At 69.7% G+C, this 24,247-nt stretch carries 29 protein-coding genes and 1 pseudogene; 17 read left to right on the top strand and 13 right to left on the bottom strand.

Annotated features, from left to right (window positions below):
• Nucleotides 1–8 precede the first annotated feature (8 nt).
• Together ACFVT5_RS21435 and ACFVT5_RS21430 are read right to left on the bottom strand one after the other, a co-directional pair.
• Complete coding sequence (locus ACFVT5_RS21435) at nucleotides 9–689, bottom strand: DUF2637 domain-containing protein (protein ID WP_389890045.1); 681 nt, start codon at nucleotides 687–689, stop codon at nucleotides 9–11.
• Between the two features lie 287 nt (nucleotides 690–976).
• Entirely contained in the window at nucleotides 977–1,849 is an 873-nt protein-coding gene (locus ACFVT5_RS21430; protein ID WP_389890043.1) for a ketopantoate reductase family protein, read from the bottom strand.
• A 70-nt stretch (nucleotides 1,850–1,919) separates the two neighbouring features.
• On the opposite strand from ACFVT5_RS21430, the gene ACFVT5_RS21425 reads away from it, so the two are divergent.
• Complete coding sequence (locus tag ACFVT5_RS21425; protein ID WP_389890040.1) at nucleotides 1,920–2,549, top strand: TetR/AcrR family transcriptional regulator; 630 nt, start codon at nucleotides 1,920–1,922, stop codon at nucleotides 2,547–2,549.
• A 29-nt stretch (nucleotides 2,550–2,578) separates the two neighbouring features.
• Here ACFVT5_RS21425 and ACFVT5_RS21420 read toward each other — a convergent pair.
• Nucleotides 2,579–2,821, bottom strand: a pseudogene (locus tag ACFVT5_RS21420) (hypothetical protein); the annotation flags it as partial.
• A 472-nt stretch (nucleotides 2,822–3,293) separates the two neighbouring features.
• On the opposite strand from ACFVT5_RS21420, the gene ACFVT5_RS21415 reads away from it, so the two are divergent.
• A complete protein-coding gene (locus ACFVT5_RS21415; protein ID WP_389890037.1) occupies nucleotides 3,294–3,461 on the top strand; it encodes a hypothetical protein in 168 nt (55 codons plus the stop codon).
• Complete coding sequence (locus tag ACFVT5_RS21410; RefSeq protein WP_389890035.1) at nucleotides 3,458–3,949, top strand: hypothetical protein; 492 nt, start codon at nucleotides 3,458–3,460, stop codon at nucleotides 3,947–3,949. The genes ACFVT5_RS21415 and ACFVT5_RS21410 overlap by 4 nt, the downstream gene beginning before the upstream one ends.
• A gap of 823 nt (nucleotides 3,950–4,772) precedes the next feature.
• On the opposite strand, the gene ACFVT5_RS21405 is transcribed toward ACFVT5_RS21410, so the two are convergent.
• Nucleotides 4,773–5,177, bottom strand: a complete 405-nt coding sequence (locus tag ACFVT5_RS21405) for an ArsR/SmtB family transcription factor (RefSeq protein WP_389890033.1) — start codon at nucleotides 5,175–5,177, stop codon at nucleotides 4,773–4,775.
• Nucleotides 5,178–5,290: 113 nt separating this feature from the next.
• Between ACFVT5_RS21405 and ACFVT5_RS21400 the strand changes: the two genes are divergently transcribed.
• The gene (locus ACFVT5_RS21400) at nucleotides 5,291–7,273 is read left to right on the top strand and encodes a heavy metal translocating P-type ATPase (protein ID WP_389890031.1); all 1,983 of its coding nucleotides are present in this window, start codon (nucleotides 5,291–5,293) and stop codon (nucleotides 7,271–7,273) included.
• Nucleotides 7,270–7,674 (top strand): (2Fe-2S) ferredoxin domain-containing protein, encoded by a 405-nt coding sequence (locus ACFVT5_RS21395; RefSeq protein WP_389890028.1) that lies wholly within the window; start codon nucleotides 7,270–7,272, stop codon nucleotides 7,672–7,674. The genes ACFVT5_RS21400 and ACFVT5_RS21395 overlap by 4 nt, the downstream gene beginning before the upstream one ends.
• Nucleotides 7,675–7,752: 78 nt before the next feature.
• On the opposite strand, the gene ACFVT5_RS21390 is transcribed toward ACFVT5_RS21395, so the two are convergent.
• The 4 genes from ACFVT5_RS21390 to ACFVT5_RS21375 form a co-directional block, all read right to left on the bottom strand.
• A complete protein-coding gene (locus ACFVT5_RS21390; protein WP_389890725.1) occupies nucleotides 7,753–8,112 on the bottom strand; it encodes a low molecular weight phosphatase family protein in 360 nt (119 codons plus the stop codon).
• A complete protein-coding gene (locus ACFVT5_RS21385) occupies nucleotides 7,997–8,434 on the bottom strand; it encodes a three-helix bundle dimerization domain-containing protein (RefSeq protein ID WP_389890722.1) in 438 nt (145 codons plus the stop codon). The genes ACFVT5_RS21390 and ACFVT5_RS21385 overlap by 116 nt, the downstream gene beginning before the upstream one ends.
• 126 nt (nucleotides 8,435–8,560) lie before the next feature.
• On the bottom strand, nucleotides 8,561–9,559 hold the full coding sequence (gene trxB, locus ACFVT5_RS21380) for a thioredoxin-disulfide reductase (RefSeq protein WP_389890025.1): 999 nt from the start codon (nucleotides 9,557–9,559) through the stop codon (nucleotides 8,561–8,563).
• Complete coding sequence (locus tag ACFVT5_RS21375) at nucleotides 9,556–9,969, bottom strand: arsenate reductase ArsC (RefSeq protein ID WP_389890022.1); 414 nt, start codon at nucleotides 9,967–9,969, stop codon at nucleotides 9,556–9,558. The genes trxB and ACFVT5_RS21375 overlap by 4 nt, the downstream gene beginning before the upstream one ends.
• 91 nt (nucleotides 9,970–10,060) lie before the next feature.
• Here ACFVT5_RS21375 and ACFVT5_RS21370 point away from each other — a divergent pair, with 91 nt between their 5' ends.
• Nucleotides 10,061–10,369, top strand: a complete 309-nt coding sequence (locus ACFVT5_RS21370) for an ArsR/SmtB family transcription factor (protein ID WP_389890019.1) — start codon at nucleotides 10,061–10,063, stop codon at nucleotides 10,367–10,369.
• A complete protein-coding gene (gene arsB, locus ACFVT5_RS21365) occupies nucleotides 10,366–11,478 on the top strand; it encodes an ACR3 family arsenite efflux transporter (protein WP_389890016.1) in 1,113 nt (370 codons plus the stop codon). The genes ACFVT5_RS21370 and arsB overlap by 4 nt, the downstream gene beginning before the upstream one ends.
• Before the next feature lie 36 nt (nucleotides 11,479–11,514).
• Here the strand turns inward: arsB and ACFVT5_RS21360 are convergent, their stop codons facing one another.
• Nucleotides 11,515–11,871: an ArsR/SmtB family transcription factor gene (locus ACFVT5_RS21360; RefSeq protein ID WP_389890013.1), complete on the bottom strand. Its 357-nt coding sequence runs from the start codon at nucleotides 11,869–11,871 to the stop codon at nucleotides 11,515–11,517.
• A 259-nt stretch (nucleotides 11,872–12,130) separates the two neighbouring features.
• On the opposite strand from ACFVT5_RS21360, the gene ACFVT5_RS21355 reads away from it, so the two are divergent.
• Nucleotides 12,131–13,495 carry an NAD(P)-binding domain-containing protein gene (locus ACFVT5_RS21355; protein ID WP_389890010.1) on the top strand — a complete coding sequence of 455 codons (1,365 nt, stop codon included), beginning with the start codon at nucleotides 12,131–12,133 and terminating at the stop codon, nucleotides 13,493–13,495.
• Between the two features lie 28 nt (nucleotides 13,496–13,523).
• Nucleotides 13,524–13,991 (top strand): ArsI/CadI family heavy metal resistance metalloenzyme, encoded by a 468-nt coding sequence (locus ACFVT5_RS21350; protein WP_389890007.1) that lies wholly within the window; start codon nucleotides 13,524–13,526, stop codon nucleotides 13,989–13,991.
• A 55-nt stretch (nucleotides 13,992–14,046) separates the two neighbouring features.
• Here ACFVT5_RS21350 and ACFVT5_RS21345 read toward each other — a convergent pair whose 3' ends face one another.
• A complete protein-coding gene (locus tag ACFVT5_RS21345; protein ID WP_389890004.1) occupies nucleotides 14,047–14,307 on the bottom strand; it encodes a DUF3093 family protein in 261 nt (86 codons plus the stop codon).
• A gap of 234 nt (nucleotides 14,308–14,541) precedes the next feature.
• Nucleotides 14,542–15,231: a cytochrome c oxidase assembly protein gene (locus ACFVT5_RS21340; protein WP_389890719.1), complete on the bottom strand. Its 690-nt coding sequence runs from the start codon at nucleotides 15,229–15,231 to the stop codon at nucleotides 14,542–14,544.
• Nucleotides 15,232–15,272: 41 nt separating this feature from the next.
• Between ACFVT5_RS21340 and ACFVT5_RS21335 the strand changes: the two genes are divergently transcribed.
• From ACFVT5_RS21335 to ACFVT5_RS21305, 7 genes are all read left to right on the top strand, one after another.
• A complete protein-coding gene (locus ACFVT5_RS21335) occupies nucleotides 15,273–15,785 on the top strand; it encodes a hypothetical protein (protein WP_389890002.1) in 513 nt (170 codons plus the stop codon).
• Nucleotides 15,786–15,966: 181 nt separating this feature from the next.
• Complete coding sequence (locus ACFVT5_RS21330) at nucleotides 15,967–16,440, top strand: GNAT family N-acetyltransferase (RefSeq protein WP_389889999.1); 474 nt, start codon at nucleotides 15,967–15,969, stop codon at nucleotides 16,438–16,440.
• Between the two features lie 92 nt (nucleotides 16,441–16,532).
• The gene (locus ACFVT5_RS21325; protein ID WP_389889996.1) at nucleotides 16,533–17,072 is read left to right on the top strand and encodes a DUF6328 family protein; all 540 of its coding nucleotides are present in this window, start codon (nucleotides 16,533–16,535) and stop codon (nucleotides 17,070–17,072) included.
• A gap of 245 nt (nucleotides 17,073–17,317) precedes the next feature.
• Entirely contained in the window at nucleotides 17,318–18,385 is a 1,068-nt protein-coding gene (locus tag ACFVT5_RS21320) for a zinc-dependent alcohol dehydrogenase family protein (protein WP_389889993.1), read from the top strand.
• 93 nt (nucleotides 18,386–18,478) lie between these two features.
• Nucleotides 18,479–19,120, top strand: a complete 642-nt coding sequence (locus tag ACFVT5_RS21315; RefSeq protein WP_389889991.1) for a CBS domain-containing protein — start codon at nucleotides 18,479–18,481, stop codon at nucleotides 19,118–19,120.
• 82 nt (nucleotides 19,121–19,202) lie between these two features.
• Nucleotides 19,203–19,841, top strand: coding sequence for a CBS domain-containing protein (locus tag ACFVT5_RS21310; RefSeq protein WP_389889988.1), 639 nt, complete (start codon nucleotides 19,203–19,205; stop codon nucleotides 19,839–19,841).
• A 114-nt stretch (nucleotides 19,842–19,955) separates the two neighbouring features.
• Entirely contained in the window at nucleotides 19,956–21,668 is a 1,713-nt protein-coding gene (locus ACFVT5_RS21305; RefSeq protein WP_389889985.1) for a GAF domain-containing protein, read from the top strand.
• A gap of 21 nt (nucleotides 21,669–21,689) precedes the next feature.
• Here the strand turns inward: ACFVT5_RS21305 and ACFVT5_RS21300 are convergent, their stop codons facing one another.
• Entirely contained in the window at nucleotides 21,690–22,379 is a 690-nt protein-coding gene (locus tag ACFVT5_RS21300) for a response regulator (RefSeq protein WP_389889982.1), read from the bottom strand.
• 226 nt (nucleotides 22,380–22,605) lie between these two features.
• Here ACFVT5_RS21300 and ACFVT5_RS21295 point away from each other — a divergent pair, with 226 nt between their 5' ends.
• Nucleotides 22,606–23,214 carry a hypothetical protein gene (locus ACFVT5_RS21295; protein ID WP_389889979.1) on the top strand — a complete coding sequence of 203 codons (609 nt, stop codon included), beginning with the start codon at nucleotides 22,606–22,608 and terminating at the stop codon, nucleotides 23,212–23,214.
• Between the two features lie 162 nt (nucleotides 23,215–23,376).
• Here the strand turns inward: ACFVT5_RS21295 and ACFVT5_RS21290 are convergent, their stop codons facing one another.
• Nucleotides 23,377–24,102, bottom strand: coding sequence for a helix-turn-helix domain-containing protein (locus tag ACFVT5_RS21290; RefSeq protein ID WP_389889976.1), 726 nt, complete (start codon nucleotides 24,100–24,102; stop codon nucleotides 23,377–23,379).
• Between the last annotated feature and the right edge of the window lie 145 nt (nucleotides 24,103–24,247).

Raw genomic sequence — 24,247 nt, 5'->3', positions numbered from 1 at the left:
TGTCCCGCCTACGCGCTCGGGTGCGTGACGCCGTGACCGTTTCTCATGGAGCGCACCTCTGCGACCAGCCTCCTGGACTTGGCGGCGCTGATGTGGAGTTCCTTGCGGAGTGTTTCGGCGGAGATGGGGCGTTGCGTTCGATCTCGGTGGAGTGCGTCTTCCTCAAGTGCGCGGATAAGCATGGGGTCAGGCGGGTCGTCGGCCAGCGCATCTGTCGCGCCGGGGGAATGTTGGTGGCGTGGCGGTGTGCACGTGGAGTCCGCAGGCCCGCTGTGGGTGAGTAGTTCGACGGCCAGGAGCAGTGCGACGGGTGGCCAGCCCGCGACCAGGACCGGCTGCCATGCCAGCGAGGGTGCGGCGGCGATGTTGGCGGCGAGGGAGACGACGATGCCGAGGAGGAAGGCCGACCAGATCGCGAAGCGCGCACGGCCACGGGAGTGGCTGGACCCGTTCAGGAGGCCGACGGTGGCCAGGAGGAGTAGCCCGTCGACGGACAGCGGCCACAAGGTGGCGCTGATCTGGTCGGCTCCGCCGCGGATCGCGAAGCTCCGCTGGTGGACGTATGAGGCGTACGCGGCCACGGCCGAGACGACCAGGGCGCAGCCGCGCCGCAGAACAGCGTCCAGGTCGATGGCGCGGCCCCGCCGCTGAGCGGTGGGCTGCTTTCCTGCGAGGTGTCCGATGTCCATCTAACCCACCACCAGCGTCGTCTGCTGGGCGAAAGCGTGGGCGTAGTGTTCAAGTCCCCCCTCGGACACTTTGATCTTCATACCCCGGTGCTGGCCGAACTTCGGCCGGCACCGTTCGCGTTTCATCGGGCGGAGAAACCACGCCAACTCCGAAGGCCGGACGCTTCATTGCTACCGAAACGGTCATGAGGTCAGCGGTTGGTGTCCGTGGAGCCGGCGGAGCTGGGTTCGAGGACTGCGGGACTGGCGGTGGTGTGCGTGGTGGGGTTTTCGCCGTCCTGGGTCGCTCAGCGGGCTTCCGCAGGGGCGCGGAGCTGTTCGGCCAGCCGCTTGAGTTCGGCCGCCGTGGCAGGCGAGGGGTCGTTGAGTCCGCTGTGCACGGCCGTCGGGCTCTTCAGGAAGCGCCGGAGCACGGCCACAAGGAGCCCTTGCGGCAGAGCCCGCAACGCGGCGAACGCGCGAGGTACCAGCGGCGTCTCCATCGCGGCGAGGTTCTGCCGCATGAGGTGGAGCATGGCGCGGACGGCGTCCGGGTCGTCGGCCAGCGCTGCCGGGCCGCCCGCCGCGTGTACCGCCTGCCCGAGCGGGACCTCGAACGCGGCGTGCGTCCTGAGCCAGGTATCCATCTGCGGCTCGGCTTTCGCGTTGATCCCGGCAGTACGGAACGTCTCGACGATCCTTACCAATCGCGGGGTGGTACGGCCGTCGGGCTCGCCGATCGGTATCGCGACCCGGCGGGTGATGAAATTGCTCTTGCGGTAGCGGACCACGTCGCCGTCCATCGTGCCGCCAGTCGTGGGGAAGCCGAGCAGCACCCGTTCGTGGCCGATCACCGCACCCAGCGTCTCCGGGCCGGCTGCCCAGTTGAGCAGGAACAGCACGTCACCTTGGACACCGGCGAGTGATTCCAGCACCGCATCCACCTGGTGGGTGCGGACGAAGACGGTGATCAGGTCGTACCCGCCGTCCGGGTGCTCGACCACCGGTACCGGCACCCGCTGGACAGCCGGGCCGTCTTCCTCGGCGAGTTGCACTCCGCGCCGGCGCAGGGCGGTCAGGCGCTCGCCCCGGGCGAGGAGCGAGACGTCGTGGCCGGCCTCATGCATGCGGGCGGCGAACAGGCTGCCGCAAACCCCGGCGCCGTACACGAGCAGCTTCATGACAGCCCTCTTTCACACGTTCGTTTGACTCATACGTTCGTTTCATTCAAACATATGTAGAGTCCCTCGTGTGGCGACCCCAGACACCCGCACCCAGATCCTCGACGCGGCCGAGCACCTCTTCGCCGAGCACGGATACCGCGGCACCTCGGTCCGCGCGATCACCAAACTCGCCGGAGCGAACCTGGCCGCCGTCGGCTACCACTTCGGCTCGAAGGCAGAGCTGATGGCCGCAGTCGCCCGCCGCGTGATCGAGCCCATCAGCGCTGCCCAGTGCGCCGGGCTCGACACATTGCTCGCCCGGACCCCCGACCCACCGGTCAGCGAACTGGTGGAGGCATTCGCGGGGCCGCTGTTCGACGAGATGCCGGCCGGCGACGAGGGCGGCGCCCGGACGTCCCGGCTGATCGTGACGATCCTCAGCGACCCGGCCGAGGAGGCACGCAGCTGGACCGGCCCGGCCGAGGACTCGGTCCGCGAGCGCTACCTCGCAGCCTTCGCGCGCGCACTGCCCGGCCTTTCCCCGGAGGAGCTGCGGTTCCGGATGCGGGGGATCCTCGCCGTGACGGCCGTCGACCGCCTTGAGGTCCACCAGCAGCCCTCCCCTGGCTGTGTGTCCCCGGTAGCGGGCGAGGCGGCCCGGCGATGGGCGATCACGTTCCTGACGGCAGCGATGAGTGCGTCACCGACCCGGACCTGACGACCCAGGACAGACGCCGGCGGCGCGGGTCAGGCGGCGTGCGCCCTGTGGACGAGGGCAGTGAGACGCTTGTCGGCGGCGTTCTTGTTCCGCCAGCTGATGTATCGGCGGATCACACTGCCCTGGGCCTTGTGGGTCGGGTGGTCGGTGCCGTCGAGGGCGAAGTAGCGAAGGGTGGCGAACTGGGCCTCGATCCTGTTCAGCCAGGAGCTGTTGGTCGGGGTGTAGGCGATCCCGGCGTTATTGGCAGCCGCCCACGCGCCGACCCGCTCACCGACGTCGGCCGGGCGTCCTGCATGGCGGAGAGGGAGTGCTCGATGCCGGCCGGGGCGAATGCCCGGGTCAGACAGGAGTTGATGGGCCCGCGCAGCTCACGCTCGCGGAGGTAGACGTTCTGCGGGTGGTCGAGGTGGTTCGCATCCAGGTACCCGGAGCGAGGAGCAGCATGGGCTGCCCCAACTGAGCGCAGGTGACGACGATTTCGGCGATGGTGTCCGGTGGACAAGGCTCGATTACGTGGTCGTCGTCACGGCTCGAATGCCGGGTGAGCGGTCGGCTAGAGGCGTGACGTGACGGTCTCTCAGGGATGCGTCGACCAAGGAAGATACGTACCGCAAGGGGGTTGGCCCGACGCTGTCGACCTACAACGGCGCCTCCCAGGTTGCCGAGTCGACATTCACTTCGGAAGCCAGCGGCGAAGTCGGGGTCAGCGTCTCCAGCGGTCTGACGGTCAGCGTCAACACGATGGTCGCGAAGATCGAGGGCAAGTACGATGTGAACCTCTTCATGACGCTCAGCGCGAAGCTGGGCATCAGTGTCAAGGTCAAGACACCGCCGAAGAAGACCGCGGACGGCAAGTACGGCGCCTTCAGGGTCGGCTGGTACTTCTTGGAGGGGTGTTGTTTCCAGTGACACGGCTGACGGATCTCCGTGGCGCCGTTGCCATCTGCACGGTGCTGGGCTGCCTTGCACTTGGCGGCTGCACGGACAGCGATGGTGCAGACAGCCCCCGGTCCGATGCCGCGACAGCCGCTGCCCCATCGGTCACCCCGGCCAAGAATCCCGACAGACCGGAGCACAATTCCGGGGAGTCCGTCACGCGGGCACCCAAGCTGGTATCGGGTACACCGCTCACCGAGGTCGCCTCGGCCAAGGGCAACCGTGTCATGGAGATCGGGGAACTCCAGGCGCAGCAGCTGTCCGTGCTCGTGAACTGCCAAGGCGAGGCGACGCTGACGGTGGAACTGGAGCCCGTCGGCCTGAGTTTCCCGCTGGAATGTGTGACCGAAGAGGTCAGCAGCATCGACAACGAAATGCGGCTCAATCAGCCCAGGAAGAAGGGAACGGTCTCCGTGACCGCTCCCTCCACCGTTCGCTGGTCCCTGACCGTAGGTCAGTAGGCGTCCACGCCGACAAGGATGTCGCCATCGCCTTCGGCGGCTCTGCCCTCGCTCTCGTCGCCGTCTCCCTTGCCTGGCCACACGCTCGGCCCGCTGCGGCGAGCCGGCGGGGGCAGGTATCCGGGGCCTCCCAGCGGTCGCGCCGCCAAGAACGCCCTCGGCTTGTCGGCACCGAGCGAGGGGAACTCGCAGGCGCGCCATGCACCTCGGTCCGACGCCGGCCCACATCACAGGATCGTCGACTCGCCGACCGGGCCGAACTCGGCCTTGGGCCAAGCTGTTCCTCAGTGCTTCCCACGCTGTCCCGCCGTCGAGCAACTCATCGCCAATGTCCGAGTCCAACCGCGATCTCGCTGGGGAACCTGGTGGTGGGCGCGCTCTTCGACACCGGCGTCGGCCGGCTGCCGTGGGTCGCCCCGGCGGCCACCGGATTTGGGTGCGTGGCCTTGGTGGCACGGCTGCGCCGAACGGGACATCTCGCCGGTCGGCAGGTGGCGGTGTGACGTACGGGGTCTGTTCGTATCCCACACGCCGTACCCCACGCGCGGCGGCGGGCGAGGTGCCCTGCGGCTCTCGTCCGCGGTCCGCCGAGGCGCCGCTCAGACCACGATCCTGATCGCCATCGGACTCCTGGCCCTGATCCTGCTGGTGGTGGTGCACTTCATGAACCGTCAGGACGGCGAAACGGACTCGCCCAAGCCGGATAGCCCGCATCCGGCCAGGGGTGGTCGCCATGCGGTGGGGCCGGAGGACTGACGTCGGGCCGTCCGAGGGGCTGGTGCTCCTCGCGGCCGGTGACGGATCAATCCTTGTCGGCGGCCGGTCAGTTCGGGGCCACCGCCGGTTCGGGCGCCGCCGGAATGGCGGCGTCGACAGGGCTGTCGTGCAGGCCAAGCCGCAGGTGTTCCACGTGGTACAGGGCCTGTTCCAGGAGTTCCGCGACGTGGTTGTCGTACAGGGTGTAGACGATGGAGCGGCCACGGCGCTCACCCGTGACGAGGCCGAGGTTGCGGAGCAGTCGCAGTTGGTGGGAGCAGGCGGACTGCTCCATGCCCACCGCGTCGGCCAGTTCGCCGGCCGCGCAGGGGCCCTCCTGGAGGCGGGCGAGGATCCGCAGCCTGGACGGTGTCGCCAGTGCCTGGAGCGTGGACGCGACGTCTCCGGCACCTACCGCCTCAAGCCGTTCGCGCGGGGTGCTGGCGTTCTTGTCATCGACTCCATGGCCCATGGTGTCCATCGTACAGAAGATGAATGAAGAGGTGTTCATTCATTCCTGTATGGTGGAAGGGTCGCTTGGCGCTGCCCGTGAGTCCCTGAGTCCGTGAGAAGGAACCCCTCGTCATGTCTTTCACCGTCACCGACCGTCCCGCGCCGCCTTCGGCCGGACGGGCCGCCGTCGCCCCACGGCGGCGTACGCGCGTGTTCGCGCTGGCCGAGGCCCGCTGGGCGGCGACCGCCCTGGTCCTCTTCCTGGTCGCGCTGCCGCTCCAGCTCACGGGCGCTCCGTCCTGGGCATGGGGGCCCCTGTACGCGCTCGCGTACGTCACGGGCGGCTGGGAGCCGGCCTGGGCGGGGCTTCAGGCGCTGCGCGAGAAGACACTGGACGTGGATCTGCTCATGATCGTCGCCGCCATCGGGGCTGCCTCGATCGGCCAGGTGATGGACGGCGCGCTCCTCATCGTCATCTTCGCGACATCCGGAGCCCTGGAGGCGGTGGCGACCGCCCGCACACAGGACGCGGTACGCGGCCTCCTCGACCTCGCGCCGACCACCGCGACCCGGCTCATGGACGACGGCGCCGAGGAAACCGTCGCCACCTCCGAACTCACCGTCGGGGAGACGATCCTCATCCGCCCCGGCGAGCGCGTCGGAGCCGACGGCCGCGTCCTGGAGGGGGCGAGCGAGGTCGACCAGGCCACCATCACCGGTGAGCCGCTGCCGGTCGCGAAGGAGGCCGGGGACGAGGTGTTCGCCGGAACGCTCAACGGCACCGGCGCCCTGCGGGTCAAGGTCGAACGGGACGCCTCCGACTCGGTGATCGCCCGGATCGTGGCCATGGTCGAGGAAGCGTCCGAGACCAAGGCGCCCACCCAGCTGTTCATCGAGAAGGTCGAGCAGCGGTACTCGCTCGGCATGGTCGCCGCCACCCTGGCCGTGTTCGCGATCCCGCTCGCCCTCGGCGCCGACCTCACCAGCTCACTGCTCCGCGCGATGACCTTCATGATCGTCGCCTCACCCTGCGCGGTGGTCCTGGCCACCATGCCGCCGCTCCTTTCCGCCATCGCCAACGCCGGCCGCCACGGCGTCCTGGTGAAGTCCGCGGTCGTCATGGAACGCCTCGGGCAGATCGACGCCGTCGCCCTGGACAAGACCGGCACTCTCACCGAGGGCACCCCTCGGGTCACCGACATCCGCCCACTTCCCGGCACCGGACTGACCGAGGAAGCCCTCCTGACCCTCGCCGCCGCGGCCGAGCACCCCAGTGAGCACCCGCTCGCACGCGCTGTCGTAGACGCCGCCCGTACTCGCGGTCTGACCATCCCGGACGTGCGGGACTTCACCTCCGCTCCGGGTGTGGGTGTCACCGCCGGGGTCGGCGGCCACACGATCGCGGTGGGTGCCCCGTCCCGCCTGCTGCGGGAGGTTGAGGAGGCGCTCTCCTCCCGTGCCCTCGCGGCGGCGGCCGAACTGGAGGACAGCGGTCGCACCGCGGTCCTGGTCCAGCGCGACGGCATCCCGATCGGCGTCCTGGGCATCGCTGACCGCCTGCGCCCCGATGCGGCCACCACCGTGGCCTCCCTCGCCGCGCTGACCGGTTCGGCCCCGATGCTGGTGACCGGCGACAACCCGCGCGCGGCCGGCCACTTGGCCGCGGAGGTCGGCATCACCGACGTGCGGGCCGGGCTGCTGCCCCAGGACAAGGTCACCGCGGTACGCGAACAGGAAGCGGCCGGGCGCAAGGTGTTGGTCATCGGCGACGGTGTCAACGACGCCCCCGCGCTGGCCGCCGCCCACACCGGCATCGCGATGGGCCGGGCCGGCTCCGACCTCGCCCTGGAGACCGCCGACGCGGTCATCGTCCGCGATGAACTCGCCACCGTGCCCAAGGTGGTGGCCCTCTCCCGGGCGGCCCGTCGCCTGGTGGTGCAGAACCTGATCATCGCCGGTGTTTTCATCTCGGGCCTGGTGGTCTGGGACCTGGTGGGCCATCTGCCCCTGCCGCTCGGCGTCTTGGGGCACGAGGGTTCCACCGTCATCGTCGGCCTCAACGGACTCCGGTTGCTGCGCGACGCGGCCTGGCGGCGTGCGGGGAACCTCCAGTGAGCCGCCGACGCGGAGCCACGGCCGGTACGGAGAGGGTGGCGCGCCCCACCGTCACCGTGTGCCGGGGCTGTTGCTGCGGCACCTCCAAAGTTCCGTACCTGGACCACGAAGCCCAGATGTCCGACCTGCGTTCTTTGCTGGCCGGTGTCGCCATGGTCCGTCGTACCGACTGTCTGGATGTCTGCGAGCGCGCCAACGTCATCGTCATCCAGCCGTCGCCCGAGGGCCGCCGGGCCGGAGGACGTCCCGTCTGGCTCGGTCAGGTCAACGCCCCCGAGGCCGCCGCCGACATCACCACCTGGGTCAAGAACGGAGGCCCGGGGCTCGCCGACCCACCCGACATCCTCGACCTCTACACCTTCAGCCCTTCACGTCGGGTCCGGCACGAACTCGACGAGTAGATTCCTCGGAGGGTCGTCGGGTCTGCGCCTGGACGGGACGTTTCGCCCACTGGGGAAGCGGGCCGTCGGCAACACCCGCTACTGTTCGGCACCGGCTGGCCGTGACGCGGTGTCGGTCAGGTCCTTCAGCAGCAGCCCGATTCGTGCGTCGAGCGCGTCGCGTACCGACCGTGCGCTCTCCACGTCCAGTCCCGACAGGTCGGGCAGGTCCCAGTCCACGTAGCGCCGCCCCGGCAGGACTGCGCAGGCGTCGCGGCATCCGAGTGTGACGATGACATCGGCGGCGGCGACGGCTTCCGGGGTGACGGGCTTGGGAAACTCGTCATCGACGTCCAGTCCCCGCTCGGCCAGCAACTCCCGTACGACCGGGGCGATTTCGTCCCCCGGATCGGAACCCGCGGTGTGTACGTCGACGGAGCCGGCGGCCCTGTGTCGCAGCAGGGCGGCGGCCAGTTGCGAGCGCCCTGTGTTCTCGGTGCACGAAGAGCACTTCTGGAACGGCCTTGGGGCAGAGGCCCGAGGTCCGGGCCAGCGCGCCGAGCCGCTGGTCCGCGAAACGCTCCACGAGGACGGGCAGGTGACGCGTCGTACGGGCGCCGTGCCCGAGCAGTTCCGCGCACTCCTCGACGTAACGCGCGACGGTTTCGCGGGAGAAGGCCCGGCGATGTCGCGTCGCGAGCCGTCGCGCGATGCGTTCCAGGACGGCGTGGGTGTCTCCCAGCGCGGGGACACCGGGGCCGGATCGGCTGGGTTCGTCCATGGGGCACCTCGTCTGTTCGCCGTGGGGATCTGGGAACCTGTCGGCGAGACCGCGACCGTCTGACGTGCAGTACGACGTCATCAGGTGTGCGGTCATCTGCGGTGGGAGGTCATCTGCGATGGGAGGTCAGACGGTGGTCACGGCCGGCTCGCCCTCGGTGTGGGACTGCTTCGTACCGGTGTCGGCGAGGGCGGCGAGGTAACGCTCGGCGTCCAGTGCGGCAGCGCAGCCCGAGCCCGCCGCGGTGATCGCCTGTCGGTAGCTGTGGTCGACCACGTCGCCCGCGCCGAAGACGCCCGGGATGTTCGTGCGGGTCGACGGGGAGTCGACCTTCAGGTAGCCCTCGGAGTCCAACTCCAACTGGTCCTTGAGGAGTTCGGTGCGCGGGTCGTGGCCGATCGCGATGAACAGGCCCGTGACGTCCAGGGTGCGGGTGGTGCCCGTGAAGACGTCGCGCACCACGACTCCGGCGAGCTTGCCGTCCTGCTCCTTGATCTCGGCGATCTCGCTGTCGAAGGCGAAGGTGATCTTGTCGTCGGCGAAGGCGCGGTTCTGCATGACCTGGGAGGCGCGCAGGGTGGAGCGGCGGTGGACGACGGTCACGGAGCGGGCGAAGCGGGTGAGGAAGGTGGCCTCCTCCATCGCGGTGTCACCGCCGCCGACCACGACGATGTCGCGGTCGCGGAAGAAGAACCCGTCGCAGGTCGCGCACCAGGACACACCCCGGCCGGACAGTTCGTCCTCGCGCGGCAGGCCGAGCTTGCGGTAACCGGAGCCGGTGGCCACGATGACCGTCTTCGCCCGGTGGACCGTACCCGTGGTGTCCGTGACGGTCTTGACGTCCCCGGTGAGGTCGACCTCGACGATGTCGTCGTCGGCCATCTCGGCGCCGAAGCGTTCGGCCTGGGCCCGCATGTTCTCCATGAGTGCCGGACCGTCGATGCCCTCGGGGAATCCGGGGAAGTTCTCGACCTCGGTGGTCGTCATCAGCGCGCCGCCGGCGGAGACCGAGCCGCAGAAGACCAGCGGCTTGAGGTCGGCGCGGGCCGTGTAGAGGGCGGCGGTGTAACCGGCGGGGCCGGAACCAATGACGATGACGTCGCGAAGGTGCGTCGCGGTGGTCACGCCTGGGACTCCGGCGCGATCTCCTTGATCAGGCCCTCGACCAGCACCTTGATCTCGTCGCGGATGGGCCGTACGGCTTCGACGCCCTGGCCGGCCGGGTCCTCCAACTGCCAGTCCAGGTACCGCTTGCCGGGGAAGACCGGGCAGGTGTCGCCGCAGCCCATGGTGATGCAGACATCCGACTCCTTGACCGCGTCGACGGTGAGGATCTTCGGGACCTCGGCGGAGATGTCGATGCCGACCTCGCGCATGGCCTCGACGGCGGCGGGGTTCACGGCCGCGCCCGGGTTGGAACCCGCCGAGCGGACCTCGACGCGGTCTCCGGCCAGGTGGGTCAGCCACGCGGCGGCCATCTGGGAGCGGCCCGCGTTGTGGACACAGACGAACAGCACGGAGGGCTTGTCGGACATCAGCGGTCTCACTTGTCTCGCAACAGGGACGGGTGCGGTTCATATCAGCACCCGGTGGTGTCAGCCACCAGTGATGTGACAGTATCAGCCTATGATGACGTCAGTCGACACTGAACTGATCCGGGTGCTGGCCGACCCGCTCAGGCTCCAGATCGTGACCCTGCTCGCCCACGAGACGCTGTGCACCACCCACCTGGTGGAGGAGACCGGCGCCAAGCAGACGAACCTCTCCAACCATCTGAGAGTGCTGCGTGAGGCGGGCGTCGTGGAGACGGAGCCGTGCGGGCGCTTCACCTACTACAAGCTGCGCCCGGACGTCATCGCCCAACTCGCCGGCCAGTTCACCGATCTGGCCGAGACCGCCCGTAGCGCCGCCGAGAACAAGAGGGCCTGCCCGTGACCCCCGCCGAAGCATCCGCGACCACCGCGACGACCGAGGATTCCTCGGTCGTCGCGAAACTGTCGACGCTCGACCGCTTCCTCGCCGTATGGATCCTCATCGCCATGGCCCTCGGCCTCGGGCTCGGACGGCTGATCCCCGGCCTGAACGACGCTCTCGCGAAGGTCGAGATCGGCGGGATATCGCTCCCGATCGCCGTGGGCCTGCTGATCATGATGTACCCGGTCCTGGCGAAGGTCCGCTACGACAAGCTCGACGCCGTCACGGGCGACCGCAGGCTGATGGTGTCGTCGCTGGTCATCAACTGGCTCGTGGGCCCGGCCGTCATGTTCGCCCTGGCGTGGATCTTCCTGCCGGACCTGCCCGAGTACCGCACCGGCCTGATCATCGTCGGACTCGCCCGCTGCATCGCGATGGTCATCATCTGGAACGACCTCGCCTGCGGCGACCGCGAGGCCGCCGCCGTCCTCGTCGCCCTCAACTCGGTCTTCCAGGTCCTGGCGTTCGGCCTGCTCGGCTGGCTCTACCTCGACCTGCTGCCCGGCTGGCTCGGCCTCGGCGACGGCGAGCACCTCGACATCTCGATGTGGAAGATCGCCCTGAACGTCGTCATCTTCCTCGGCGTCCCACTGCTGGCCGGGTTCCTGACCCGCCGTATCGGTGAGAAGAAGCTGGGCCGCGAGAAGTACGAGTCCAACTTCCTTCCGAAGATCGGCCCCTGGGCCCTGTACGGGCTCCTCTTCACGATCGTCATCCTCTTCGCGCTGCAAGGGAAGACGATCACCTCGCAGCCGCTGGACGTGGTCCGTATCGCGCTCCCGCTCCTCGTCTACTTCGCGATCATGTGGTTCGGCACGTTCGCTCTCGGCAAGGTCATCGGCCTGGCGTACGACCGCACGGCGACCCTCGCGTTCACGGCGGCGGGCAACAACTTCGAGCTGGCCATCGCGGTCGCCATCGCCACCTTCGGCGTGACGAGCGGCCAGGCCCTCTCCGGGGTTGTCGGCCCGCTCATCGAGGTTCCGGTCCTGGTCGCACTTGTCTACGTATCGCTCGCCTGGCGCGGGAAGTTTGCGCCAGCCACGCTCGCGACCGCCGTGAGGGAGTAGCGATACGACGCCGTACCGTGCCGGATGGGTGGCGCGTCAGGTCGTCTGGCGGAGCATCTGACCCATCGCGGTGAGTACGGACGGTTCCACTCGGTAGTACACCCAGGTGCCGCGCCGCTCCGAGGTGAGCAGTCCCGCGTCCTTGAGCTTCTTGAGGTGATGGCTGACCGTCGGCTGCGAGACACCCACGTCGGAGATGTCGCAGACGCACGCCTCGCCGCCCTCGTGCGAGGCGACCAGCGAGAACAGGCGGACGCGGACCGGGTCTCCGAGTGCCTTGAACATCGCTGCCGTACGCACCGCTTCCTCCGCCGTCAGGGGACGCTCGGTCAGCGGCGGGCAGCACGGGGCGACGTCCGACTCCAGCAGCGGCAGCACCTCGGTATTCGACATGCGTCTATGTTGACACATGTCGAACAAAGGCTCAGGTGCTGCCGTATCCGCATTTCCGCATCTCCGCATCTCCGCGGGCGAGGGCGAGTCCGGACTGCCCGCCACCGATGACCGTGACGTCGAGTTGCTCCATCAGTCAGCCACTGCACTTGTTTCGATATTTGTCTATGTTGACGTCCATCAAAACAGGTGGGATGCTGGCGGCGGAAGCCATTGAAGAATGTCGATACAGAGCGTCGATACAGATCAGGGAGTCACCGTGAACGCGCCCACCTCCGCCCTTCCGACCGTGGTGATCGGTGCCGGGCCCATCGGTCTGGCCGCTGCCGCCCACCTTCTGGAGCGCGGCCTCGAACCGTTGGTCCTGGAGGGCGGCGAGTGCGCGGGAAACGCCGTCCGCGAGTGGAGCCATGTCCGGCTGTTCTCGACCTGGGCGGAGGTGGTGGACCCGGCGGCCGAGAAGCTGCTGGCCCCCACGGGCTGGGCGCGACCGGACGGCGCCACGTATCCCACGGGCGCCGACTGGGCGGCCCGGTACCTTCAGCCGCTCGCCGACGCCCTGGGCGACAGGGTCCGCTACGGTGCCCGTGTCACCGGCGTTTCGCGCGTCGGCCGCGACCGCGTCGTGGACGCCGACCGCGATGAGCAGCCCTTCACCGTCCACGTCCGGTACACCGACGGAACCGAGGAACGGCTCATCGCCCGCGCCGTCATCGACGCCTCCGGCACCTGGTCCACACCGGCCCCCCTCGGCGGCGACGGCCTCCCCGCACTCGGCGAGCGGGCCGTAGCCGACCGGATCACGTACCGTGTCCCCGACCTCAAGGACCCCGCCGTACGGGCCCGTTACGCGGGAAGGCGCACGGCGGTCGTGGGCTCCGGCGCCTCCGCGTTCACGGCCCTCGCCCTCCTCGCCGACCTGGCCGATGAGGCGGGGAACGGGACGCACGCGGTGTGGATCCTGCGCCGTGGCATCGGCGCGAGCACGTACGGCGGCGGCGAAGCCGACCAGTTGCCCGCCCGGGGTGCGCTCGGTCTGCGCGCCAAGGCCGCGGTCGACGCCGGCCATGCGAGCGCGGTCACGGGATTCCGTGCACAGGCTGTGGAGCGGGTGGGTGACCGGCTCGTCCTCGTCGCCGAGGACGGCCGCCGCCTTGACCCGGTGGACGAGGTCATCGTCCTGACCGGCTTCCGGCCCGACCTGTCCTTCCTCGCCGAACTCCGTCTCGGCCTGGACGAACGCCTCCAGGCCCCGGCCGCGCTGGCCCCGCTGATCGACCCGAACGTCCACTCCTGCGGCACGGTCTACCCGCACGGGGTCAACGAACTCTCCCACCCCGAGCAGGGCGTCCACCTGGTCGGCATGAAGTCCTACGGCCGCGCCCCCACCTTCCTCGCCATGACCGGCTACGAGCAGGTCCGTTCCATCGCCGCCGCACTCGCCGGCGACCAGGAGGCCGCCGAGCGCGTCGAGTTGACCCTGCCGGAGACCGGTGTCTGCGGCGGCGCGGGACTGTTCGACGAGCCGGAGCCCGCGGCACAGTCCGACGGCGGCGGATGCTGCGCCGCCCCCACCACCCTCCAGATCGGCACCGGCGCCCCGGTCTCCTCCGGCGGCTGCTGAACTTCCCACCTGTCCAGAGAGGTTCGTCATGTCCCGCGTCCAACTCGCCCTCCGCGTCCCCGACCTCGCCGCGTCCATCGCCTTCTACACCAAGCTCCTTGGCACCGGACCCGCCAAACTCCGCGACGGCTACGCCAACTTCGCCGTCGCCGACCCGCCGCTCAAGCTCGTCCTCGTCGAAGGCGCCGAGCGCGAGGAGACCCGTATCGACCACCTCGGTGTCGAGGTCGACACCACCGACGCCGTCCGCGCCGCCACCACCCGACTCGGTGACGCGGGCCTCGACACGGACGTCGAGGACGACACCACCTGCTGCTACGCCGTCCAGGACAAGGTCTGGGTGCACGGACCCGGCAAGGAAGCCTGGGAGGTGTACGTCGTCAAGGCCGACGCCGACTCCATGACCAAGCAGACAGGCAGCTCATGCCGTGCCGCTCAGACCGCCGCCGATCCAGCAGTGACCGAACCCTCCGGCGCGGGTGGTTGCTGCGGCTGACCTGAGGACGGCCTGATCGCGGCCGTCAGCGGTGGCCGGCGGGAGTCGCCGGCGATCAGAGGTCGCCGGTGACCCGGATCCGCAGCGAGCCCTGGGTGCTGACGTAGAAGCCGGCCAGGCAGGTGCCCGCCGCCAGGGCGATGAGGGCGGCGATCAGGCCGTAGGGCATGAAGACCAGGGCCATGGCGATACCGAAGAGGACGGCGATGACCCGCCACGCTGCGGGTGCCGTCAGACGTTCGTCGTATGAGAGTGCCTTGTACGCGGCCACTGCGTTCACCTTGTCGTATACGTCGAGGGCGGGGGAGCTGGTCACAGAGGGAGGAACGCTCGCGAGCGCGGCTGGTAGTGAAGGGTGGCGCCGGCGTCGACCTCTCGCTGCGCTCGGGGTCGGTGAGGCGGTGGCTGTCGTCGCGTAGGGGCATCGCCTGGGCGACCGGTTTTACGTCGAGGCCGCTGCTGCTCCGGTCGTCCGGTGAGACCAGCAGGAAGGTACCGAGGGCGGCGCCGAACGCGCCCACGATCACGGCGGCGATGTACAGGTGCTTCTTCATGATTCCTCAGGAGGACGGGAGTTGGCGGGACGGCGGTCGCGGGCGTGGAGGTTTGCGAGGTAGGCGTTGTAGGCGGCGAGTGGATCGTTGGCGTCGCCGCGGTCGATGCGGCGGTCGATGCGGCGGGCTTCCCGGGAGTCCGAGCGGATCCATTGGACGGTCAGGATGATGGTGGTGATCAGTACGGGGATGTCGCCGGTGGCCCAGGCGATGGCGCCGGCGTTGTACTGGTCGTCCAGGGCGTAGGCGACCCACGGCCGGTCGAGTGCCGACCACCAGTCCTCGCCGATCAGTGCCGTGGAACTCATCAGGGAGATGCTGAACCAGGAGTGGAACGGCATCGTCAGGATGAGCACGAACAGTCGGCCCAGGTGGGGCAGGCGGCGCGGGCCGGGGTCGATCCCGATGACGACCCAGAAGAAGAGCAGCCCCACCGCGAGGAAGTGCACCAGCATGGCCGTGTGGCCGAGGTGGCTGCGCATCAGGGTCGCGAAGAACGAGGTGTAGTAGACGGCGAAGGCGCTGCCGATGAACAGGACACCCGCCACCACCGGATGCGAGATGACCTTGAAGTAGCGGCTGTGCAGGAGCTTCATCAGCATCTCGCGCGGTCCGTCCGGCCCACCCCTGGGTGCGCCGGGCAGCGCGCGCAGCGCCAGGGTGGCGGGGGCGCCCAGGACGAGCAGGATCGGGCCGGGGTGTACGGCCCACCCTTCCCGGAGTTCTCATGAGTGTCTTCCTTGTATCGGCTCGGATCGCGTGGCTGCGGGCACGCCTGACGGTCCTGGCCGCTGTTGCCGCTGTGTTGACCCTTGCGTCCTGCGGAAGTGGTCCGGGCAGCGGCGAAGCGAAGGGCCGGCCCGGCTCGGCGTCCGCGAGTCCGAGGGTGCCGCAGGCCCGGCCGGCCCAGGTGGAGGAGTTGGCCTTGGCCATGGGCTGTACGGCACACATCACGACGGATGTCGACGACTACCGGCAGGGAGTCTGCAAGACGGGGAAGGCCAAGTACGTGTTTCTCAGCTTCGTCTCCGACCAGGGCAAGCGCGACTGGCTGGACACCGCGCAGATGTACGGCGGGGTCTATCTGGTGGGCAATCGCTGGGTGCTGTCGGCGGAGCCGAGACAGTACATGACGGCGGCCCGCAGCGAGTTGGGCGGCACCATCGAGGAGACCGGCGCGTTCGGCTCGTCGCCGTCGTCCCCCATGTCCTCGTCCCCGCCGACCTCACCGTCACAGTAGGAGACTTCTCGGCGTCGTTCCGGTGAGGCGATCCCGTACCCGTGTCCGACGGTCCGGGGTTTCATCGCGGCCCGGCGCAAGGGGATCGCAACCCAGGTGCGACCTTCGTAAGATCTTCTCGGCGGAGACGGTCAACGGCGGCCCGCCGATCCGCATCGCCGCGAAGCCCGAGGAGGTGGCCATGGCGATCGGAGTCCGGCTGTTCCGTCCCGGCGATGCCCCACGACTCGCCGAGATCGTCCAACGCTGCCTGCGAGAAGTGAACAGCCATGACTATCCGGCCGACATCATCGACAAGTTGTGCGCGTACTACACGGCCGAGCGGTTCATCGAACTGTCAAGCAGCCGTCTTGTCTACGTGGCCGAGGACGACGGAGTCCTCGGCACTGTCTCCCGAGACGGCAACAAGGTCTACACGATGTTCGTCGATCCCGATCTGGCCCAGCGAGGGACAGGTCGTCAACTCATGCGACACATCGAGGCCCTGGCCGCGCGCGACGGGTACGACCACATGGAAACCGGCGCCAGCATCACCGCTCACCAGTTCTACCTCAAACTGGGCTACACCGATGTCCGTGAGAGTGAAACCGAGTTCGGCCTCAACTACATCCTCCGTAAGCCCCTGCCATCAGCCGAAGTACCTCCGGATCAATAGGAGGAGCGCCCGGTGATGCCCATCCCAAGAGATCATCCGGGAGTTCAGTGCGCCGCGCGTTGTGGCCGCGTAGGTGCACGACAATGCGCTTCATGCCTCATACGTCTGTTCCGCCGGGTGACAGTCTCTCTCCGTTCGACCGGGAAACACCGGCGGCGCGGGCCGACCGTAACCTGCTCGAACTCCTTCAGGAACTGAGGGTCCTCCATACCGGCGTTCAGATCGTCTTCGCCTTTCTCCTCGGTGCGGCCTTCACCGCCCGGTTCCCGCAGCTCGACACCTTCCAGCGAAACACCTATGTGGTGACGCTGCTCCTGACAGTGGTCTCCTCGGCGGTCCTCGCGACTCCGGTCGCACTGCACCGCGGTCTGTTCCACCGGGGTGTCAAGATCCGGATTGTTGCTCTGTCCGCCAAGTTCGCCGAAGTCGGTCTGGCCTTCCTCGCTCTCGCGCTCAACGGCGCGATTCTCCTGCTCATCGATGTCGTTCTCGGCCGGACCGCAGCCGTCATTGTCACGGCCTGCACGCTCGCCATGTTCACCGGGCTGTGGTTCATCCTCCCAAGGGCACTGCGCCGCCCGCCCGGTACGGCGGTGGAGCCCCACCCGCATGACGCCGAACCGGAGCGGTAGCGTCACGTTTCTCGGCCCGGTTGGTGCGGTTGCAGTGCTCAGGCACGAGTTCGGTCCTCACCGGACGGCCGGTCCGTCGCGCCTGGCACGGGCCGGTGGTCCGACCGCTGACAGGGGCTGCCCGGCCTGGGCCGACAGGACCCGTTACGGGGTCGTCCGGCCCAAGCGCCCGTACCGGGCGCCGGGACAACCTGAGGTCAGGACGGGACCACAGGGGGCCGAACACCGGGAAGCAGGTCGAGGACATGAAGGCACTGGTATTCCATGGTCCGGGTCGGACGTCGTGGGACGTGGTGCCCGACCCGGCGGTCAAGGACCCGGCTGACGTGATCGTCCGGGTCGACGCGGTGACGATCTGCGGCACGGACTTGCACATCGTCAAGGGCGATGTGCCGGAGGTCGCCCCCGGAACGGTACTGGGGCACGAGGCGGTCGGCGAGGTCGTGGAGGCGGGGAGTGACGTCCGCTCGGTCAGGCCGGGCGACAGCGTCCTGGTGTCGTGCATCACCGCGTGCGGACGCTGTCGATTCTGCCGCGAGGGCCGGTACGGGCAGTGCCGCGGAGGCGGCGGCTGGTCGCTCGGGCATCTGATCGACGGCACCCAGGCCGAGTACGTCCGCGTCCCCTTCGCGGATCTCTCCGTGCACCCGCTGTCCCAGTCGGTCGACAGCGGTGAGGCTGTTCTGCTGGCCGACATCTTCCCCACCGCGTACGAGGTGGGCGTCCTCAACGGCGCCGTGCGGCCCGGCGACACCGTCGTGGTCGTCGGCGCGGGACCCATCGGGCTCGCCGTGATCGCGACGGCACGGCTGTACAGCCCGGCCCGGATCATCGCGGTCGATCTGGCGGAGAGCCGACTGGCGGCGGCGCGGGCCATGGGCGCGGACACGACCGTCGGCGCGTCCGAAGGACCCGAGCAACTGGTCGCCGATCTCACCGACGGCCTGGGCGCCGATGTGGTGATCGAGGCCGTGGGCGTGCCGGAGACCTTCGAGATGTGCACCCGGATGGTGCGCCCCGGTGGCCGTGTCGCGAACATCGGCGTGCACGGCAAGCCCGCCACGCTTCACCTCGAAGACCTGTGGATCAAGGACGTGACGATCACGACGGGCCTCGTGGACACCACGTCGACACCGCTGCTCCTGGGCATGCTGGCGGCGGGCACGCTGCCCGTGGCCTCGCTGGTCACGCACCGTTTCGAGCTGGGGCAGATGGAAGAGGCGTACGACGTCTTCGCCGGCGCCGCCGACACCGGGGCACTCAAGGTGGTGCTCGGCGGCCAGCAGCACGGCGCCGTGCTGCCGGTCGCCTGACGCGACAGGCGCGCCCGGCTCCCGTGGCCGACGATGGAGAGGGGGCGGCGGGCTCCATCGGGGAAAGCCCGAGCAGTCCAACGAGGTGATCGCATGCCCGCGTCCCCGCACATCGTGAGCGACGTGATGACGCACACCGCCGTCGCCGTGGGGCGGCACGCCCCGTACAAGCAGATCGTCGAACTCATGGACCAGTGGAAGGTCAGCGCTCTGCCCGTCCTTGAGGGCGAGGGTCGGGTGATCGGTGTCGTGTCGGAGGCCGATCTGCTGCCCAAGGAGGAGTTCCACCTCGACGAGCCGCAGGGCCCGGTCCCGTCGGTCGCGGACTCCGCCAAGGCGGGTGCCGTCGTCGCCGAGGAACTCATGTCCAGCCCGGCCGTCACCGTGCATCCGAGCGCCACTCTCCCCGAGGCCGCGCGGATCATGGCGCGCCGGCAGGTCAAACGTCTGCCGGTGGTCGACGACACCGGCATGCTGGAGGGCGTCGTCAGCCGGGGCGACCTGCTCAAGGTCTTCCTGCGGCCGGACGGGGAGATCGCCGACGAGATCCGGCACACCGTCCTCGACCACCTGCCCGCCACCGCCCGGGTGACCGTGTCCGTCGCCGAAGGTGTGGTCACCCTGGGTGGCACCCTGCCGAGCGCGACGCTGATTCCCCTGGTGGCGCGTGCCGTCCGCGCCGTCGAGGGTGTTGTCGACATCAGGCTCGACATGAACGCTCAGGAGCCGGGCTAGGTTCACGTGGCCTGTTCGGCCCGTTCGTCGGCGGCACGGCCGCGTTGGACCGGGGAACGAGGCAACAGGAGGTGTGGGAACGATGGAACACAACGATGTGGCGAGGGTGATGACCGGCGAGGTCGTGTCGGTCGTCCCGGAGACGCCGTTCAAGGACATCGCCAAGCTGCTCGCCGCCCAAGGGTTCAGCGGCCTGCCCGTGCTCGACGAGGACGACCGGGTCCTGGGCGTCATCTCGGAGAGTGACCTGCTCGCCCGGCAGGCGTCGGCCGACGCGGAGCGGCGGGAACCGGGTGGCGCTTCCCCCGGCGCCCCGGCGGAGCTGACCGCACGGTCACTGATGTCGTCGCCCGCGATCACCGTGGCGGCGAGTGCCACGGTCGTGGAAGCGGCCCGGACGATGCTGCGGCACGGCGTGGAACGCCTGCCCGTGGTGGACCAGCGGGACAGGCTCACCGGGATCGTCACGCGCCGGGACCTGCTCCGGGTCTTCCTGCGTCCCGATCCGGAGATCCGCCGGCACGTCGTGGAGGACGTCCTCGTGGACGCGCTGGGCCTTCCCTCCGACGCCGTGGGTGTCCACGTCATCGACGGAGTGGTGACGCTGGAAGGACGCCTCGGCGATGCCCGGCAGGCGGATCTCCTCATCCGTCTGGTGCGCCAGTCCGACGGCGTGGTGTCGGTGGTCGACCATCTCGTACGCCCCGACGCCGGGGGATGACGCCTGCCGTTGGGCAAATGCCCCGTGCTCATGCGCCGGACGACGGGTGCCCTCTATCGTGGAGGCACGGGGAATCGCCGGTCGGTTCGAGTGTCGCGAGTGCGCGGAGGCGTCGTGGACCGAGAGAGCGGGCGGGACCACGCGAACATCCCGCGGCTGCGCCTGGACGACCTGCTCGAAGAACTTCAGATACGGATCGACGAGGTACGGGGTACCCGGGACCGGGTGCACGGGCTCCTCGAAGCGGTTCTCTCGGTCGGCCGGGAACTGGATCTTCCGCACGTACTACGCCGGATCGTGGAAGCAGCCGTCGTCCTGGTGGACGCCGAGTACGGGGCGCTCGGAGTGATCGGTGAGGACCGGCGCCTCGCGGAGTTCCTGCCCGTGGGTATCAGCGACGACGTGCGCGCCCGGATCGGCGACCTGCCACGGGGGCACGGTCTCCTCGGCGAACTCATCCGCCACCCGGAGCCGCTCCGGCTGCCCGAACTGTCGCAGCACCCCGCGTCGTACGGATTTCCCGAGAACCATCCGCCGATGCATTCCTTCCTCGGCGTCCCCATCCGGGTACGGGACGAGGTCTTCGGCAACCTGTATCTCACCGAGAAGCGCGGCGCGAAGGAGTTCGACGACGAGGACGAGTCGGTCCTGTCGACCCTGGCCGTGGCCGCCGGAGTCGCCATCGAGAACGCCCGCCTGTACGAGGAGGCACGGCGCCGTGAGGAGTGGCTGCGGGCCGGCGCCGAGATCACCAGCAGCCTGCTCTCGGGCACCTCGACCACACAGGCGCTGCGTCTGCTGGTCGAACGGGCCATGGAGATCGTCTCCGCCGACCTGGGCATGGTCGCCGTACCGGCCAAGGACACGCCGGGGCTGCGGACCGCACTGGCCGTCGGCCGGGATGCGGGGAGGCACGACGGCGCGCTGCTCTCCCCGGACGACGGCTTCGCGCACGCCGCGTTCACGCGGGCCGAACCGGTCCTCTGCGGAGATGTCGCCGACGACGCCCGTACCGCGGGGGCCCCTGACCGTTGGGCAGGGCTCGGCCCGGCGCTGGCCGTCCCCATGGGCAGCGGCACCGTCGCGCGCGGCGTCCTCGTCCTCGCCCGCGGCGCGGGCCGCGCTCCCTTCACCCAGCGCGACTCGGCGCTGCTCCTCGGACTCGCCGGGCAGGCGGCGCTGGCCATGGAACTGGCGGAACGGCGCCGGGACGCCGAGCAGATCGCGCTCCTCAAGGACCGGGAACGTATCGCCAGGGACCTGCACGACCTCGCCATCCAGCGACTGTTCGCCACCGGTATGACCCTCCAGAGCGCGGAACGGTTCGTGGAACACCCGGAAGCGGTCGAACGGCTGGAGCGGTCGGTCCAGGACCTGGACGACACCATCAAGATCATCCGCTCCACGATCTTCGGGCTGCGGACGCACGACCGGGGCGCCGAAGCCCGGGGATTGCGCCGGCGACTGGCGGCGGCCGTCGCCGCGGCGACGGCGGCCCTGGGCTTCGCGCCGTCGCTCAGGCTGGAGGGCCTGGTCGACACCGACGTCCCCGACGCGATCGGCGACGACGCGGTCGCGGTGGTCGTCGAAGCGCTGAGCAACACCGCCCGCCACGCCCATGCGCACACCGCCGATGTGCACCTGGTCGTGGCCGACGACGCCCTGACGCTGACCGTCACGGACAACGGTGTGGGCCTTCCGGAGTCCCCGGTGCGCAGCGGGCTGAAGAACATCGCGGATCGTGCCACGGCGTCGGGCGGCACCTTCGAGCCGTCGTCCGCGCCCGGTGGGGGCACGCGACTGACCTGGCGCGTGCCACTGCGGTAGGCCCGCCCCGTACGGGCCCTCTCACGTCTCCGGGTGGTCGACCCGGTACGCGATGACGGCGGCCTGGATACGGCGGTGCACGCCGAGTTTGGCGAGCAGCCGGGAGATGTGGTTCTTGACCGTCTTCTCGGAGAGGAACAGGCGCTTGCCGATCTGCCGGTTGGTGAGTCCCTCGCCGATCAGCAGCAGGATCTCCCGCTCCCGTGTGGTGAGACCCTCCACACCGTCGGGTTCGGCGGGTGCCCCGGCCGGTTCCGTGCGCAGGCTGCTCATCAGCCGTGTCGTCGTCGCCGGATCGAGCATGGACTGGCCCGAGGCGACCGTTCGGACCGCCGACACCAGGTCGGAGCCCTTGATCTGCTTCAGTACGTATCCCGAGGCGCCCGCCATGATCGCGTCGAGCAGGGCATCGTCGTCGTCGAACGAGGTCAGCATCAGACACGCCAACTCCGGCATCCGCGACCGGAGTTCCCTGCACACGGTGATCCCGTCGCCGTCCGGAAGCCGTACGTCCAGGACGGCGACGTCGGGGCGCAGGGCGGGACCGCGCGAGAGCGCCTGATCGACGGTCGCCGCCTCGCCCACCACGTCGATGTCCGGTTCGCCGCCGAGGAGATCCGTGAGCCCGCGCCGCACCACCTCGTGATCGTCGACCAGGAACACCCGCACGGGGGTGGTCCGAAGCGATGAGGCAGGAGCTGAATCCGTCATGACCCGTCCTTCGGTCCGCTGAGCCGAGCCGGTCCGGCCCCTAGGAGGATCGTCACCCCCGCAGGTCCCGTCGCGCCAGGGCTGAACGGCCCCATCGGCCCACCCGGACGGGGCCGCACGGCCCCCGATCGGCACCATGTCGGCCCCTGACCACCACCGCACGGCCCGGCGCACGCTCGAAGCGTCGGGGACCTCGGGGACGTCGGGGGCGAGGAGGTGCGGGACGATGACGGAGCCGGAGCCGGAGAGGCGCGAGGGAAGCGTGGGTACCCGTAGGGGGCGGCTGCTCTGGAGGTGGCGCCGCAATCCACTCAGGCGCACCAGCGATCGCGCCGAGGCGTGGCTCGTGCTGTCGACCTGTGCACTGGCCGTGGCCGGCGGCGCTGTGGCCGGGGTCGCGGCGTCCCAGGCGGCGACGGCGTCATTCGACGCCCAGCGCGCGAGCCGCCACGAGGTCAGTGCCGTCCTCGTCACGAGTGCGCCCCCGGAGGTTCTGGGGACGGCGGTCGGGAGCCAGGTACGGGCTCAGGTTCGGTGGACCGCGCAGGACGGATCGGTGCATACGGGCACGACACGGGTGTGGGCCGATACGGCCGCGGGTGAGGCGGTGAAGGTTTGGACCAATCATCAGGACCGGCTGGTGTCGGCTCCTCCCACGGAGGTCGAGGGGAACATGGAGAGTGCCTTCACCGGGGTGCTGGCCGGTCTGGGCGTCAGTGGGCTGGTCGTGCTCGGTGGCCGACTGGTCCGCGTACCGCTCGACCGCATGCGTCTGCGTCAGTGGGAGACCGAGTGGGCCCGGGTCGGGCCGACGTGGCGCCGGACGACGCCGTGACGCGTGGCCGCGGTCCCGGGACGCGTCGCTGATCTCCGAGGCCGTGAGCCTTGGCGAGTCACCCAGTCACCCAGTCACCCAGTCACCCGGTCAGCCAGTCACCCGGTCAGCCAGTCGCCCGGTCACCCGGTCACCCGGTCACCCGGTCACCCGGTCACCCGGTCACCCCGCCCTCCCCGGGGGAGACAGCAGGTCGTGGCCGCCCTTCGCGGACCGGATGAGGCGGCCGGTTACGCCGCTGGGAACGATGCGGATCCAGAGATCGCGTGTGCCGCCCGCCCACGGTTCGGTTCCCGCCCGCGCGGTGAGGCGTCGCACGGTGTCCGGATCGGCGACGTGCTCGGCGGTTCCGACGACGAGGACGCTCCAGCCGGTACGCAGCTGCTCGTCCACGCGGTCCGCCTCGAAGGAGACCTCGGCACCGGGCGCGGCGGCGACCGGGCCTTCGGGGTCGGTGCGGTAGGTGACGGTGCCGCCCTCGACGGTGTAGTTGACCGGGAAGACGGTCGGCCCCGGGCGGACGGGCAGAGCCACCCGGCCGATGCCGTGGGTGTCGAGTCGGTCCCAGCATTCGCGGGTCGTGAGTTTCATGAGGACCGGGTGGTCGGCCGCCTGCGCTTGGCCGGGGGGCGGTGCGGCCGGGCCTTCCACCAGTTCCTCACGGCTCATCCCCAGTACCGTGGCCAGCCGCAGCAGGGCGGCGGGGTCGAAGTCGGCTCCGCAGTGCAGCACACGCCGGAGGTAGTGCGGGGACATCCCCGCCCGGTGCGCCGCCACTTCCCGGGTGAGTCCGAGCTGCTCGCACCGCACCGTGATGCGCCGGTCGAGGTCGGCCCGGCCGGACGATGCCCTGGTGGGTCCGGCGGACGGCGTCGCGTCCTTGTTCACTGCCCTCGACCTCCCGCCGTCGAGCACGGATATGAGCGGCAGCAGACCTCCTGGTCAGCTCCGCGGTCACTACCAGCTTCGTCCCGGCGCGGGTTCGGTGCCACAGGACGGGGCTCCCGGCCTCCGGGGCGCGGGCGCCCATCAC

Source organism: Streptomyces sp. NPDC058001 (assembly GCF_042886315.1).
Taxonomy (GTDB): Bacteria; Actinomycetota; Actinomycetes; order Streptomycetales; family Streptomycetaceae; genus Streptomyces.
This window is presented reverse-complemented; position numbering and strand designations above follow the sequence as displayed.